The 13,909-nt window shown below is 51.7% G+C and carries 18 protein-coding genes; all 18 read right to left on the bottom strand.

The annotated features are described in order from the left end of the window. Positions 1-8: 8 nt before the first annotated feature. The 18 genes from traN to traJ all read right to left on the bottom strand — a co-directional run bounded on the left by traN (position 9) and on the right by traJ (position 13,781). Positions 9-1,817: a type-F conjugative transfer system mating-pair stabilization protein TraN gene (traN, locus tag ACJHW7_RS22925; protein ID WP_000821847.1), complete on the bottom strand. Its 1,809-nt coding sequence runs from the start codon at positions 1,815-1,817 to the stop codon at positions 9-11. Continuing rightward, positions 1,814-2,452, bottom strand: a complete 639-nt coding sequence (gene trbC, locus ACJHW7_RS22920; RefSeq protein ID WP_130559722.1) for a type-F conjugative transfer system pilin assembly protein TrbC — start codon at positions 2,450-2,452, stop codon at positions 1,814-1,816. The genes traN and trbC overlap by 4 nt, the downstream gene beginning before the upstream one ends. Positions 2,453-2,460: 8 nt before the next feature. Next, complete coding sequence (gene traU, locus ACJHW7_RS22915; protein ID WP_000830185.1) at positions 2,461-3,453, bottom strand: conjugal transfer pilus assembly protein TraU; 993 nt, start codon at positions 3,451-3,453, stop codon at positions 2,461-2,463. Beyond that, positions 3,450-4,082, bottom strand: coding sequence for a type-F conjugative transfer system protein TraW (traW, locus tag ACJHW7_RS22910; protein ID WP_001203720.1), 633 nt, complete (start codon positions 4,080-4,082; stop codon positions 3,450-3,452). The genes traU and traW overlap by 4 nt, the downstream gene beginning before the upstream one ends. Beyond that, the gene (gene trbI / locus ACJHW7_RS22905) at positions 4,079-4,465 is read right to left on the bottom strand and encodes a type-F conjugative transfer system protein TrbI (protein ID WP_000097320.1); all 387 of its coding nucleotides are present in this window, start codon (positions 4,463-4,465) and stop codon (positions 4,079-4,081) included. Before trbI ends, traW begins: the two co-directional genes overlap by 4 nt. After that, positions 4,462-7,089 (bottom strand): type IV secretion system protein TraC, encoded by a 2,628-nt coding sequence (gene traC / locus ACJHW7_RS22900; protein WP_068858808.1) that lies wholly within the window; start codon positions 7,087-7,089, stop codon positions 4,462-4,464. The genes trbI and traC overlap by 4 nt, the downstream gene beginning before the upstream one ends. 159 nt (positions 7,090-7,248) lie before the next feature. Then, positions 7,249-7,470: a conjugal transfer protein TraR gene (gene traR, locus ACJHW7_RS22895; protein ID WP_001278689.1), complete on the bottom strand. Its 222-nt coding sequence runs from the start codon at positions 7,468-7,470 to the stop codon at positions 7,249-7,251. A gap of 134 nt (positions 7,471-7,604) precedes the next feature. Beyond that, a complete protein-coding gene (gene traV / locus ACJHW7_RS22890) occupies positions 7,605-8,120 on the bottom strand; it encodes a type IV conjugative transfer system lipoprotein TraV (protein WP_000809841.1) in 516 nt (171 codons plus the stop codon). After that, positions 8,117-8,368 (bottom strand): conjugal transfer protein TrbG, encoded by a 252-nt coding sequence (gene trbG / locus ACJHW7_RS22885; protein WP_001038342.1) that lies wholly within the window; start codon positions 8,366-8,368, stop codon positions 8,117-8,119. Before trbG ends, traV begins: the two co-directional genes overlap by 4 nt. Before the next feature lie 11 nt (positions 8,369-8,379). Continuing rightward, complete coding sequence (locus ACJHW7_RS22880; RefSeq protein ID WP_001324648.1) at positions 8,380-8,577, bottom strand: conjugal transfer protein TrbD; 198 nt, start codon at positions 8,575-8,577, stop codon at positions 8,380-8,382. Then, on the bottom strand, positions 8,564-9,154 hold the full coding sequence (gene traP, locus ACJHW7_RS22875) for a conjugal transfer pilus-stabilizing protein TraP (RefSeq protein WP_000002792.1): 591 nt from the start codon (positions 9,152-9,154) through the stop codon (positions 8,564-8,566). Before traP ends, ACJHW7_RS22880 begins: the two co-directional genes overlap by 14 nt. Continuing rightward, positions 9,144-10,571, bottom strand: a complete 1,428-nt coding sequence (gene traB / locus ACJHW7_RS22870; RefSeq protein ID WP_000146685.1) for an F-type conjugal transfer pilus assembly protein TraB — start codon at positions 10,569-10,571, stop codon at positions 9,144-9,146. Before traB ends, traP begins: the two co-directional genes overlap by 11 nt. Further along, positions 10,571-11,299 carry a type-F conjugative transfer system secretin TraK gene (gene traK / locus ACJHW7_RS22865; RefSeq protein WP_001230787.1) on the bottom strand — a complete coding sequence of 243 codons (729 nt, stop codon included), beginning with the start codon at positions 11,297-11,299 and terminating at the stop codon, positions 10,571-10,573. Before traK ends, traB begins: the two co-directional genes overlap by 1 nt. Beyond that, positions 11,286-11,852 (bottom strand): type IV conjugative transfer system protein TraE, encoded by a 567-nt coding sequence (gene traE, locus ACJHW7_RS22860; protein ID WP_000399792.1) that lies wholly within the window; start codon positions 11,850-11,852, stop codon positions 11,286-11,288. The genes traK and traE overlap by 14 nt, the downstream gene beginning before the upstream one ends. A gap of 21 nt (positions 11,853-11,873) precedes the next feature. Continuing rightward, positions 11,874-12,185 (bottom strand): type IV conjugative transfer system protein TraL, encoded by a 312-nt coding sequence (gene traL / locus ACJHW7_RS22855; protein WP_000012106.1) that lies wholly within the window; start codon positions 12,183-12,185, stop codon positions 11,874-11,876. Between the two features lie 14 nt (positions 12,186-12,199). Continuing rightward, complete coding sequence (gene traA, locus ACJHW7_RS22850) at positions 12,200-12,565, bottom strand: type IV conjugative transfer system pilin TraA (protein ID WP_000994779.1); 366 nt, start codon at positions 12,563-12,565, stop codon at positions 12,200-12,202. Positions 12,566-12,597: 32 nt separating this feature from the next. Beyond that, the gene (gene traY / locus ACJHW7_RS22845; protein WP_001309237.1) at positions 12,598-12,993 is read right to left on the bottom strand and encodes a conjugal transfer relaxosome DNA-bindin protein TraY; all 396 of its coding nucleotides are present in this window, start codon (positions 12,991-12,993) and stop codon (positions 12,598-12,600) included. 98 nt (positions 12,994-13,091) lie between these two features. After that, the gene (gene traJ, locus ACJHW7_RS22840; protein WP_000283385.1) at positions 13,092-13,781 is read right to left on the bottom strand and encodes a conjugal transfer transcriptional regulator TraJ; all 690 of its coding nucleotides are present in this window, start codon (positions 13,779-13,781) and stop codon (positions 13,092-13,094) included. Positions 13,782-13,909: the final 128 nt, after the last annotated feature.

Raw genomic sequence — 13,909 nt, 5'->3', positions numbered from 1 at the left:
CCCATACCTTACTGTCCTGCCTGTTTCAGCTGGTCAGCAATCTGCTCTTTCACTTTCTGCGTCAGAACGCCACTGTCCGGGATTTTCTGGTTATTCATCAGGTCTTCGTAGAAGTTAGTGAAATCCAGTCTGTTGAACTGAATTTTCTGCAGCTCATCAACCGTAATCCCCCGACAGTCAGGATGCTTCGCACTACCAAAACTGATACGCAACTGACCGTTGCGCCCCTGCTGCTGGACTATCTGCGCCAGCTTCGAATCAAACTGACAGTAGCTGCGTTTTTTCTCCAGACAGACACCCAGCACTTTCTTCGAACAGAACTCCCCGACGCTGACGGTCAGTTTGTTTGATTTTGCTTTAGCCAGGGCCTTTTCATCACTGCTGCATTTGGCCAGCCCGATATCCTGTCCCCAGCCGCTGTCCTTACAGCAGTTGCTGTATCCGGCTGCAGCCTTCTTACAAAATTTCGCCTGACCGGTGAAAGCACGGACATCCACCCCGTTCAGCGCCGCAACATCCTTACCTGCTGCGGCCAGTGCCGCCAGCTGAGAAACGGCTTCGGCAAAATCATTACTCTGCCCGCTCTGAGCCTTATCGCATTCGCCATCGAGACAGAAGACGTCTCCCCCACAGACCATCACTTTCCCGGATGTTTTTGACTCACAGGAGTACGTGGCATATTCATGCAGACAGGCACCTTCTTCGGAGTAAAAGGCACACTGGTGTGACACCAGGGTACAGGCAGGATTGTCGGTGTAGGTCTGACAGGTTCCCTTGTCTGCTGACTGCGTGACATACGTGTCCCGGTATGCCCAGCAGCTCTGATACATGCTGTATGACTGACCGTCTTTCACCAGCGTCCTGTTCCCGCCAGCCTCCGTACATTCTGTTTTTGTCAGTTTCCCCAGCTCCTTGCTGAACGGGCAGCTTTCAGACCAGACAACATACGGGGTGTACGAGGCTTTTTTTACCCTGACAACCAGACGCAGCTTCATTGCCGTATGACGTTTGAATTTTGTATTCCCGACCCGGACGGGGTGAGATGACGTAAAAGCCACACCGGCAGTCAGTGTTTTCTGTACTGGTGTAAATGAGGCATCTGCTGAGTATTTGGCATTCCAGCTCAGTGGGGTTCCCAGTACTGTAATTGTCATAGGTACACTCTTCTGCAAGTAAGTACGACTCCAGCTGTAATGCGCATCGACAATTTCACCGGTAACGGGAGAGGTCATGGAGACAACATACTGACCATTCACTTCACGTGCAGGTAGCTGACTCATTTCATACTCCAGCGTCCGGGTTTCCCATGTGGTACTCCCCTGCAGCTCCATACGGGCAGTTCGTGTGCAGTACTGCTCCACCTGTAAATCCCGCTCACAGGTGTAATTCGTGTATTCACTCCTGCTAATCTCCTGCGCACTGCACTGCTGCCCGGTGTTTCCCACAATGCTGTCAGCCCGGTTCACCACATCCCTGCCGGTCTGGATAAACGGTGCATCCGGTGAAAGAATGTCTTTCGGCTTGTTCATGAATGACTCTGTAATGGTTTTTCCGGTTTCACCGGTCGCCCATTCCGTGGTGCCGTCATTTTTCAGGCCGCCATCCCCGCCGGCAGTCACGCCACCGTAATATTTTGTCTCGTCCGGATTCGCGTTATAGCCGGGGATACTCTCCTGTGGCTTAAAGCCCTGAATACTGCTGCTTCCCTGCCCTTTGATCTGGTGAGCAAAATCAGAACCGGCCCGGTAATCACTGTTGCTGTCAGCCTGTGCCATGCCGGCAACCAGAGCCAGTATCAGAGGTAAAATACGTTTCATTTCCCGGAATCTCCTTTCCCTGCCAGTAAATCATGAGCCACCTGCCGGCAGTCACCCGTGGCGGCCACTTTCTCCAGCGCCTGGCCGACCCGCAGGTTTCCCCGGATGATGTCGTATCCCTGACTGCAGAACACCACCAGTGCCGGTACAGTGCGAATGCCGTACTGTGAAAACAGCGTCGGGTCGATCTGAACACCATCAGTCGCGCCGTCTTTCACCAGGGACAACACAACTTCAGCGGTGGTCTTCAGGTCATTGTTCACCATGCCCCGCAGTGTGGCCGGAATACCGAAGTGCCGGGTTTCGCCCAGCATTCGTTTCAGCCCCTCTTCGGGAATGGAAAACGACACAAAATACAGAGCACCCTGCCGGGGTTTCCCGTCCTGCGAAGCCTGCTGTTTACGAACCAGCTCATCCAGGAAATGGTTATCTGAACGCTGAAGGGGGTTTTCCAGCACCTGTTTCTCCGCCCAGGCTTTCAGCTGATGGTCAGGTTTTTCACGCAGTTGTCTGCTTAAATTTTCCTGCTGCTTCAGGAACTGGCGGTTTTCAGGAGTGTTCACGTTTTCTGACGCCATAACCGCCCCGTTCAGCATCATCAGCAGTGCTGCCAGAGATTTCATACTCAGCTTCATCATTCACCTCACAGGAAGACACAGTTACGTTTACGCCACATCAGGTAGCCGAAGTTTTTCTTTGTGTTGGGCGGATTTTTCCCGGTTTCCCAGCGGGTCACGCTGCGCCCGAACGGGTGGCACTGCCCGCTGTCCGGATACATATTCACCATCTGGTAACGCCAGCGTTCTTTGGGCAGGATTGGGGACGGATATTCATTACAGACGGCGTTATTTTTCCCGATGGTTTCCATAATCATGCCCTGACGGTGCAGCTTGAACGCCATGCGTTCACTGACCAGCAGGGAGGACTGCAACGGACTGGACTCATTACTCACCCAGCCATTGAACGGGTACATACTTCCCTGCGAACCGGCACACCAGAACAGAACATCGAGAGGCATATTAAAGGCGCTGGCAATCGCATCTGCTGCGCAGGCTCCCTGTGCTATCGGATTGGCAAAGATGACAGCTTCCGGATTGAGAATGGTGGTCAGGCTGCTGTCCGTCCAGGTGGGGTCGATTTCAGAAAGATAAGCGATATCCATGTCACCACCTTCCAGACAGCCCAGCGATGTGATGATGTTCAGCCAGTACGTCAGCGGGTATTTGTACCAGTGAACGTGATAGAACGCCCCATTTACCTGCTTCTCATCCTTTTTCGCCGTTCCCTGTGCCGTTTTACCAAAAGCCGGCAGGCTGAAGCCCAGGTTCACCATGCATCCCGGTGACCGGGTGACGTCCGTCAACGCCATCGGCTCCCAGTAACCAATGGCCAGCCCGATACGCCTGAACAGCGGCGGCGGTGCCGGACAAATCTGAATGGGCATCGACGGGTTCGCCGTGTCGGGGACCTTACCCTGACTGACTTTGATACTGCCCAGCGAGAGCGGGAAAATACAGCTCCAGCAGATATCTGTGATCGGGTTTACAAAACGCCCCTCACAGGCAGAATCCGCAGACGCCGCAGGGACATGACCGGCGAAAAGGAATAACATCAGCAGCCACAGCCTTCGCTTCATTTTCTGCCCTCCTCTGCCGGAATAAATTCCACCTTCAGGAAGCGATCGCCGGGAACGGCGCTCACCCGTGCCGGGACCTGATCAATGCCGAGGCGCTGGCAGAGCACACCGTTCTGGTCAAAGTAAACACGGCTGTCCAGAGACTTCTGCATCTCAGGGATACTGCCCTGCACGAGGATAATTTTGCTCTCCAGTGTGGGCGGCGTCTGGCGTTTCATCCAGGCCACCTGCGCCGGATCATCGCCATTGATGAAATACAGCGTCTGGTTAAAAGGAACATACTGCAGCGGATTCATCACTTCACCCTGACGGGCAAACACCCGCCCTTCGTTATCCCGGATATCCGCAGCCAGTCTGACGGACGGGTCAAACAACCGGCTGCCGTATTTCTCCGTGCGTCCGATACCGGGCACGGCAGGGGGCCGCAGACTGTTGCGGATCACCCGCTCCTTAAAGGCATCCATTTTCCGGCCCATCTCACCGGACTGCTCCAGTGCCGTCAGGCGCTGCATGATCACCGTCAGCATGTCCGGCTCCTTTACCGGCCACAGATCGCCCCAGGTACCAAGATCGGCGGCGGCCACACTCTGCCCCCATATCAGCAGGGCAATCAGCCCCCGGCATCTCATGGTTCCGCCCTCATTCGCCGGGCAATATCCTGCTGGATTTCCCGGGTGATATCCGGTGCCCCCTGTACCACAGCAGGCGACACCAGAATGACCGCGTGGTGTTTCTGCTGCCACGCCTGCAGGCTGGCTTCCAGTGCCGTGTTAAAACGCGCTGAAAGGGCTTTTGACTGCGCTTCTGACAGTTGTTTCTGACTGGCGCTGTCAAAAAACGCATCCACGGTCTGTTTCATGTTGAAGGCGACAGTCACCGGTGCGTTCAGTCTGACAATGCCGTAACTGACGGCTGCGTTCAGTAACACCATTGCCAGGCATCCCGGCACCGTCCACCACCAGTGGCTGCGTCGTTCTGCCGTGACGTCGGCGGGTTTCTGCATTGAACTCATGCCACACTCCTGTATTTCTCATGTTCTTCCAGCCAGGCTTCCAGCGAAGCCATTTCCGGCCCTGACTTCTTCCACGCCAGCTGCCACACTGCCTCATGAATACTCAGCCCCTCTTTACGCTTCTGCTGCACAAACTCAAAATCCGGGCCGTCAGAGCTGTACATGGCGCGGCTTAACGGGTCCACAAACAGACGGTGCCAGGAGGAATGGTTTTCCACCTGCAGCAGGAAGGAACTGAACCACTGGTCTTTGGCCGCACCAAACTTACCAATCATGTCGCGCTGCAGTGGCAGGAACTGGTCCGGATACAGTTGGTTGTATTTCGCGAACTCCTTCGCACTCTGTTTGAGGATAATTTTGTAGGAGGAGTTACCCCATGCCGCGCGGGCAGCACTGGAGGCCTTATCAGAGTCAAAGTCGACGATGTTCTGTGTGATGGTGATATAGGCACCGGTATGACGGCGGGCCGTACGGTAGCCTTTCTCAATAAATTCACCGACCTTGTGATTTTTGAAGTCCAGCAGACGCCAGCCTTCATCAATAACGTTCAGTTTCTTGAGGTTACGCGGCGTGCGGTACATCCTGTTCTCGATGTAGATAATCAGGGAGAACATCACCGCAACCAGCAGTGACGGACGGTCTTCCAGTCCGCCCAGCTCCAGCACCACCATTTTTGCGTCATCCCGCAGGGACGGCTCATCAGAGTTAAAATACTGGCCGTAAGTGCCGTTGGCAGTGTACTGGTCAAGCAGCACAATCATTTCGTCCAGACGGCTGCGGATAGTCGGTGACTCGGCATACTGCTCGCTGTCACTGGCGTTTTTCAGGAAATCCACCACGTCATCAATACGTGCTCTGTTCTCTTTGACCAGCCAGGAGGCTCTGACCGCCTGCAACAGCAGACCTTCATGCACTTCATCCAGGTTACCGTTGGGGCTGGCCATCACTGACAACTGGTCACGGACACGCTCCGCTGACTGGTCAATATCGGTGATGTTCGCAAACGGGTTAAAACGCAGGGTTTCACCGTCCAGATACACCCCGCCCATGTTCTCACACAGGGACTTGTATCCATCCCCCATGTCGAACACCACGGCAAAGCCTCCGGAGTCCAGCACGCTGCGGATAAGTGGCTGTATCAGCCCGGTTTTACCGGCCCCGGAGGTGCCACAGACCGCCATGTTGTAGTTGGTGTTATTCATCCCCCGGAAGAAAATATCGATAAACGCCAGCTGGTTACGGTAGGTGGGTGCCAGCAGACCTGCCGGTGTCAGGGGGTTATCCGCCACTAACGGCATCAGGTTGGCAACATTAAAGCTCTCTGCGCGCTGAACCACTCCGGCCTCTTTCAGCTGTTTAAACAGCCCTTTCCCGGCCATAAAGGGCAGGCAGGTCAGGAAATTGCGCATGTGGTTAAAGCGCGGTGAAATCAGCTCAAAACCGTTTTTACGAAAGCTGTTCAGGATGTCCTGCTCCACTTCCAGCGCCGTTTCATTATTGTCCTTGCAGAATGCTGTGATGTTGAGGAAGTAGGACACCACGGAGGACTGACCGGAGCCCAGCCGCTGACGCAATTCCCCCCACTCCTTCGCCTCTTTCTCCACGGACGGAAACCATTTGGCATAGGAGGTCTTCGACTTTTTCTCCAGGTCCATGTACTTCAGGTTGGCTTCGCTGTGGGTTTTCACCTGGTCTTCCACCACCAGAGTCAGCGTCAGGATGAACGGACAGGAGATGGACAGTTCCGGGTTCAGCAGGTTGCTGTAGTTGTCGGCCACGTTCCACAGGAAGGCGATTTCCGGGTTACGGGCCAGATGGAAATTCAGGATGCGGGCCGTGCTGTTCCTGCCGTTCTCACGCAGGCCCAGCGTCAGGTAATCAGCCCGGACTTTCAGATCAAAACTGTCCTCCACACACTGATAATTCAGATCAGAATACGGGTCCAGCTGACGTCTTTTCGGGTACAGGGAGTCCGGGTTATGGTTAATCATCTCCCCGACAATATCGATAAAGGCCTGTGCATCCACCGTCTGTGTGGTGATACTGGCCCCCTGTAACGACGCCCGGATGATTTTCACCAGGTTTTCCATTTCCAGAATGTCGGCCCGGCTTTTTTTCTTCGAAGGAGAACAGTACGAGATAAACACCCGGTAATGGCGCAGGGTCAGTGGCAGATTCATCCCCTCCGGCAGCGGAAACTGTGTCGCTGCCGCTTTCATATAATAGGCCCGGGTAATGGCGTTAAACCGTTCAGCCTGTTCACCTGACCAGGAGAACTCACGCAGCCCGTATTCAATCCTGTCACCAACCAGCTGACTGGACATCAGATGGATACACAACGGAATACCGCGCGGCAGTTTGGTGCGCAGCATGTGATCGAGGGCCTCCACAATGGACTCATTCGCCCCATTGATGGGGATGGCTTCCAGCATAAAGCCCATCGTGGTGTCATTCATGAACAGACCGGATTCCTGGTTGTAATCACGGTACGGCAGCAGACGGCTGAACTGCGGGAAGCTCATTTCGCCCAGAACTTCATTGGCCTTTGCGGATTCGTCAGGCAGTTTCAGTGCTGTGACAAGGGAGTTAACCGCCTGAGTGACGGCCTCAAGTGGGTTATTCACATGAATTCCTTAGTTGAAAAATAAAGCGAGAAATGCGGTAGCCATGAAGGGAATACCTGTAATTAACGCGCCATTTCCCGGCGCATATACAAAGATTTCTGTTTTCTGAATATCCACTCATGTTCATCCGGAATTAAATCACTATGTTCTGCGACTGACTTATGCATAATGTTTTCTCTGTCTTTCCTGATACGCCTGACATTCAACGCACAACGTCACACCGGGAAATATTTTCCGCCGGGCTTCCGGAATAGGATTTCCGCATGCTTCACAGAGATAAACAGGAATACCATGAGCATTTATTTTCTGGCGTATCCGGTTTATTCCTGTCATGGTCAGTTGTTCTGTCACTGAATATGCTTCATCGGCTTCATCACTCACGGAATATTCCTCCCGACATGTTCTGACACGCTACCGCCCATCCCTTTTCACGCACAGGGCACTCGTTTTACAGGCAGATTTTGAATACAGAAAGCCCGCCGGCATTGCCGGCTGATATACAACTTCAGGGCCAGTTAATTAATACGTGGTTTTCCCCACGCAGACGGTTTAATAACAAAAAACACGCTGGATGGCTGATGATAAACATCCTGGTTATCAATATAAGGCGCTATCCATAATGCTGCCGTCTGCTCACCCGTTCTTAGCGGACGAGGAGGTGTTACCGGCGTAACTGAACTGACCGGAACAACCGTTTTCACTTCCCGGGCAGCGGTAAACAGCGGGCGAGGTGCCAGCAGTTTCTGCTCCGGATGTGCTGTCACCGCAGGTCTGCTGCCGGACGGAGTGGTCGCGGTGACGGTCTGCACCGGCATTGTCCGGAAGTTCCCTTCAGCCAGGCGCGGCAGTGATGCCGCAACCGGCTTTGCTTCTGAGGACCGCTCCAGTTTTTTGGCCTTCTCATTGGCCTGCTCCATCGTCATACAGGTATCGGATGTGGTGGCGTTACACTCAAATTCCGTACTGGTTCCGGCACAGCCGGAAAGTAATAAGGTCCCCAGCAGAGGAATAAAGAAAGAAATCTGTTTCATTGTCCCTCACCTTTCTCATCGCAGTTCACAAAATCCTTCTTCAAATCCCTGACCGTACAGGTTTTTACAATGTCAGGATTTTCAAAAACCGTACTCCGTGATGATTTATAAACATATGCCACAATGCGTTTCCCACCCGCATCAGGTTCTGGTGCACTGACTTCACATAACGGAGGTGTTATTCCGGACTCATACAGCACCGGATAATTTATTTTTTTGACGCTGCCATCAGAAACCAGCTTATTCATCGAAGGGTTCCTTATATTTCTGAATTCTTCATCACACCGACAGCAGTCATATTAAAATTGTCCGGCAATGACTCAGAACCGAATTTCTCCGGTGCAGGAAGTACGATTCTTGTGGCGCAGTTACTGAGAACAGCATGCATAAAATCATCTGACACGGTTTTACCCGGCACAGAGAGGGCTGTAATAACATTAATATTACGCATGTTCATTTTTATCTCCGTTGTTTCTGTTTGTTCTGTCATCAGGAAGATAAACAGGGCATTTCCTGATTTTTCCCGGCAGGGAAGCGTCTTCCGTATAAACTTCCTTCAGATGTTCATCTGCGGTTACCACCCGGATACATTTCATTTTTCCGGGTCGCACCGGATATTTCCCGGTGATCGCTGCCAGCGAGACATACATCAGTGCCAGTGTTGCCCATAATGCGGTGACCAGTTGCATCAGTGACCGGTCAGTCTCCCTGACATAATCTGCAGCATCAGCCGCGCGGTAATGGCAGATACCCTGTATTTCTGATCTGCCTGAAGAATCAGAGGAAGAAAACCAGCATTCACTGACCGGGAACTGTCCGGCAGGTGCTGTTTGTCTTACGAAGTTAATCTCCTTAACCAGTAATTTCCCCGGCGTGGTGTTGTCCTTCCATAAAACAAACAGAGCCATCAGGGCCATTGTGGCCAGTGGCAGAATGACGGTGTACTTCAGACACCAGAACAGTCCTCGCAGAACCCGGGCGACAACATACCGGGCGGCATGGCACGCCTGACGGGACGACATATTATTTGCCATCGTTGCCCCCTCCCTGGCTGCCGGACATAAACTGCTGCGGATTCAGGTTGCCCAGCTGCTTCAGCATCTGGTCAGTATTAAAGCCGTTAAGATGACTTTCAGCCGATGGCGGAACAGGAACCGGACTTTCCGGATTGTCTTCTTCCGCTCTGCTCTGCGTGCGTTCCAGCGCCATCTCTTCCACGGTTTTCAGCTGGAAGCCGTCCTGGAACACCACGGTCACTTCGTTGCCCGCACCAATCGGTATCACCGGGTGATACTGTTCGGCACGTTTGATGTAGTAGTCACTGAGCGTCTGTGCGGCTTTCGATGCGCCGCCACCGATACCCATTTTCAGGACATCACCAGCCCCGTAAGCGGCTGTGGCACCCAGCCCGACAGCCGGCTGGGAGGCGCGCTCCATTCCCTGACCGATACCGTCAACAAATCCCGCGCCCCATGCCCAGCCGAGGATTTTGCCGTTACGCATCACCACTTCGCCCTTGATACCGTTTTTACCCCGGAAGCTGACATGCCCCTTAATCGGCATATCAATAGTTTTGCCGTCCTTCAGGCAACTGATATTGCGGGTGCGTACAATGGCACGCTCACTGGACACATCCCCCCAGGCTTCCAGACCCACAAAACATCCCGTTGCGTCATACGTCTTGCTGTTCGGCATTTCCACCAGGCCGGTGATACGCAGCTGCATCGGCACCGTGGATTCATTACCGGTGACAGAGGCATTGGCATCCGCCCCTTCAATCAGCATGGCTTTCGCAAAACTTCCTGACGGAATGTACGGCAGTGATGGTCCCTGTTTTCCCTCATTACGGGTAAACACCTTACGCTGTATCCGGTTAGGCACCGGCACAGACTGGTACGTCACCTGTGGCGGTGGCGTGACACCATTCCCGGGATAAAACGCCGTCGGCGGTGGAACAGCAACGCTGCCCTGCGGCGGGAAGGATACGGGGGTGTTTCCTGGCTGTGGTTCGCCTTCCGGGCCGGGCGGTGAGGCAGGCATCTGCGGTACAGGCTCACCGGTCGCCGTGACGGGATTAGCACCCAGGGCTTTTACCTGCTCTGCCAGGGCGGCATTGTCCTGTCCCAACTTTTCAATACGACGCTGGTCATCACCGCGCTGTTTGTTCAGAACATCCAGCTCACGACGGATTTCCTCATACTGCTTCTGCATCTGCGCTGCCGTCACCTGCATCTCGGTGGTGGCATGCTGACGCACCTTGTCATCAAAGGTCGTATCCACCACACCGGTCATATCCGGCACAGGCTCCTGTTCAGCCACGGTTTCACCGTTACCGGACATGTCCACATCAGACAGATACAGTGCCCCACCAATCGCGGAGGCTGTACCGACAACCACAATCCCCAGCCACAGGTACTGCTTGCGTTTCACAATGGTATTGATACTGGCCATCAGTTGCCCTCCCCGTCACGGATGACATACACATCCATGCGCGCACCTGCCAGTAACTGGCTGGCAGGCTGGCTGAACATCACGGCACGGGTTCCCGGCTGCCAGAAGTCACTTTCCCGGATATTCAGGGCAGACAGCGTTTTATTTTCCACGGCAAAGCGGACCATCTTCAGGTGATTCCCCGTCCATACGGCATCTGCCACTGAAGACAGCCCCGCCGGGGCCTGCAGGGTTTCCTTTGTCACTGGGACCTGATACCAGCCTGCGGGTAATTTTCCGCCACGGACGGCCTGGCTGATGGTCACAAGCAGGGATTCGTAAGGCGTGGACGTTTCCCACGCACCGGCTTCTTCTCCGGTTCCGCGCAGGTCACTGACCAGCTGAATGGTACGCCCCGCGCCTTCACGGGGAACGGCCTGAATGGAAAGATTCAGACCACGTTCTGTTTCCAGAATGAACGTAAAGGGCTTTTTGTTGACGGTGGCAACCACCACACCGCCGGAGGCGGTCTGCTCATTATTGGTCAGGGCACCATCCAGACTGTTCACGGCGATAATCCGGTCACCGGGAACGGTAAACAGATTCGGGCTGGTATTGCTGATGGCAATACTGGCCTGACCACCGTTCACCATTGGCACCACGGTGGGGGCCAGCGTACCGTTTGCGGCCATCACGCTGCAGGAAAAAAACAGGCTGCCGAATATTATTGCCGTATTATTTTTTCTCATCGTCTGTTTCCCCGAAATTATCCAGCCAGGTCACCCCGTTTTCCCGCTTCAGAATAAGGATGTAATGTTTGATATCAGTGAAAGGTTTTGAATCACCAATCCAGGTTTTAAGCACACCTCGAATTTCCACACGGCCATACTGAGGCCAGACACGAACACTGGTCTGGAAAAAGGCTGAGTTCACGTTATCGTTTTTAATACGCTTCGCTTCTTCAGCCAGAATAACTTTCATCTGGTTCTGTGCGCCCGGGCGGATATATTGCAGAAGCGCCTGATGTGAGGCATCGACGGTTTCTGATGAAACATTCAGACGGAGGGCAATAAATGACAGCGCCATCTGCTGTAAATAAGAGGCGTCGGCACTGTTCTGTGACACGGCAAAGGGGGCATTAAATGCCATTGGCGTCACGGCAGTGCGTTGCTCATTCTGAAGACGGTAGTTATTCACCCCCTGAATGACGTTAACAGAGAGGCTGAGAACAATAAGCACTGACATAAATATAAAGGCGATGGCCATTACACGACTGGTACTTAAACGGGCACCGTGTTCCATATAACAATCCTGGTATCAGTTCTATTTAATCCACTGCCGGAAACACGAATCGGGAACATTATGAAAAATACCGCGCAGCAGGGCTGTTGGCATATACCAGTAAATCAGATCACGTAACCAGGAACTGCCCCGCCCTTTTTTCAGTTTTTTAATCCCGAAATAAACCAGAACCGCTGCACCAATACCGAACAGATATTTCGATGTTGTGATACCCCAGCCAATACAGATTGCTGCGGGGATCAGTTCATCCAGTGGCAGGCCAAACCAGCGGCTCTGGTTGGTCAGTGTTTCCGGGAAACGATATTTCTTAAGTTTATTCTCGTCTCCCGACATCGTTTTATTTCCTGTCAGAGGCCAACGACGGCCATACCCACAGCAATAAATACAGAGATGATGGCAAAACCGGCCAGGAACTTGACGTTTTTGGTCATCATGTACATGACAGCACCGACCAGAACTTCAGCCAGAACAACCCATTTAACAACACTGGAGTCCTTACCGAAGGTCGCCTTAACCGTGGTGTTACCGCTTGCCATCAGGTCCTGACCACTGCTGCCGGCGGCCATCGCCAGCTGCGGGAAGAACATCATCAGAACAGCAGCCGGGATCACTGCGCGAGCCAGGCGAAGCATATTCAGACGAGTGAATTTGGAAAAAAACGACTTCTTTTTGACGGGCGCAGAAGCACCCTGAACACTTAAAACAGCATTCATAAGTTACCTCAATTTCGGATAAATGAATAAAACTAGAGTGTATTAAATGTTATATCTTCCTCTTTATCTGCCTCCCTGAATATCTCCGAGTTATAAAAATCAGGAAACTTGATCAAATGATCAATAACTCTGTCTGCAGCCTCATCTGTTTTACACCATCCACTACGATTTTTGGCTGCAATAAGTAGCTGGTTAGTTTCATCATCCAGACGCATTGTCAGATACTTAACCAGCGACTTACCATAGATATTCCCTGCCCTGTTAAACTTTGGATAGCGGTGAAGATGATCTTTAAGTCTTATTACTGCCTCAAACGATCGACTTCTTCCGCTTCTGTTACTTGCCTCAATTAATAGACTTTCCACATCTACAGGTAATTTTAGTTTTACCATCTTACCTGTTGCAGAACGTGTACCAAATCTTTTCAATAACACCTCCCGCTGTTTATCTTCTGGTTACCACTTATGTTTGCAGAATAATCAGAAAAGGTAAATAGACGGAAAGTCTATATTTTATTAACACCTTATTAACGCGTATTTATGATACACATAGCCTTCTCGTATAAATAATAAATAAACTTTTTATTGTAGAGTAAGATAATTAACTCATCTTTATTAGAAACAGAGAAGTAGTCGCATATCAGAGATGCGTGTTTCTTTGATGTGGAGATGGATATATTTAATATTCTTGCTATAGCATTATGACTGATTCCGGTGCTATATAAGTAAAAGACATCATTTACATATGATGATACAGAAGAATCATCACTCATTCTTCTGATTATATTTCTGATATCATCACTGACAATCGTTTTTTGATTATAACTGTCTTTATGACGAACATGAGCAGCATCATAAAATTGCCACAGAATAATATTTCTGTGTCCATTAAGAAATGACTGGACAGATATTGTCCAGAATCTGTTCTGAATAAAAACATCCTCTACAAGATTAAGATGCGTATGCTCATTCCTATATGCTTCCATCTCTGTGACAGAGATCAATTCACAAAAATCTCTCTGCGACAGAAGCCATTTTTCAGCACTTTGATCTTGTGTAAGAAATGACTCATGAAACAGCGTATTGCAAAAAATAAATTTTCCAGTTTCGTCCCTGATACAGGCTGGATTTGGATAATCCTGAATAACTGCCGTCAGATTTTCCAGCAGATCTATTTGACGAGCATGTTTTTGTTGAATACGATCCATCGGATACATAGGAACCTCCTCACAAAGGATTCTATGGACAGTCGATGCAGGGAGTTCACGTCTCCCTGCATCGGCGATTTTCAATTTCAAATTTTAACGTGGCATTAACCACGTAATTAATATACTAATTATCTTTC

The sequence above is a fragment of the Escherichia sp. WS1152 genome (assembly GCF_046487665.1).
Taxonomy (GTDB): domain Bacteria; phylum Pseudomonadota; class Gammaproteobacteria; order Enterobacterales; family Enterobacteriaceae; genus Escherichia; species Escherichia coli.
The sequence above is the reverse complement of the archived record's forward strand: the minus strand, read 5'-3'. Positions and strand labels throughout refer to the sequence as shown.

Coding starts and splice junctions, on each gene's coding strand:
- traN (WP_000821847.1), bottom strand. CDS start 1,817: ATGAAACGTATTTTACCTCTGATACTGGCTCTGGTTGCCGGCATGGCA.
- trbC (WP_130559722.1), bottom strand. CDS start 2,452: ATGAAGCTGAGTATGAAATCTCTGGCAGCACTGCTGATGATGCTGAAC.
- traU (WP_000830185.1), bottom strand. CDS start 3,453: ATGAAGCGAAGGCTGTGGCTGCTGATGTTATTCCTTTTCGCCGGTCAT.
- traW (WP_001203720.1), bottom strand. CDS start 4,082: ATGAGATGCCGGGGGCTGATTGCCCTGCTGATATGGGGGCAGAGTGTG.
- trbI (WP_000097320.1), bottom strand. CDS start 4,465: ATGAGTTCAATGCAGAAACCCGCCGACGTCACGGCAGAACGACGCAGC.
- traV (WP_000809841.1), bottom strand. CDS start 8,120: ATGAAACAGATTTCTTTCTTTATTCCTCTGCTGGGGACCTTATTACTT.
- trbG (WP_001038342.1), bottom strand. CDS start 8,368: ATGAATAAGCTGGTTTCTGATGGCAGCGTCAAAAAAATAAATTATCCG.
- ACJHW7_RS22880 (WP_001324648.1), bottom strand. CDS start 8,577: ATGAACATGCGTAATATTAATGTTATTACAGCCCTCTCTGTGCCGGGT.
- traP (WP_000002792.1), bottom strand. CDS start 9,154: ATGGCAAATAATATGTCGTCCCGTCAGGCGTGCCATGCCGCCCGGTAT.
- traB (WP_000146685.1), bottom strand. CDS start 10,571: ATGGCCAGTATCAATACCATTGTGAAACGCAAGCAGTACCTGTGGCTG.
- traK (WP_001230787.1), bottom strand. CDS start 11,299: ATGAGAAAAAATAATACGGCAATAATATTCGGCAGCCTGTTTTTTTCC.
- traE (WP_000399792.1), bottom strand. CDS start 11,852: ATGGAACACGGTGCCCGTTTAAGTACCAGTCGTGTAATGGCCATCGCC.
- traL (WP_000012106.1), bottom strand. CDS start 12,185: ATGTCGGGAGACGAGAATAAACTTAAGAAATATCGTTTCCCGGAAACA.
- traA (WP_000994779.1), bottom strand. CDS start 12,565: ATGAATGCTGTTTTAAGTGTTCAGGGTGCTTCTGCGCCCGTCAAAAAG.
- traJ (WP_000283385.1), bottom strand. CDS start 13,781: ATGTATCCGATGGATCGTATTCAACAAAAACATGCTCGTCAAATAGAT.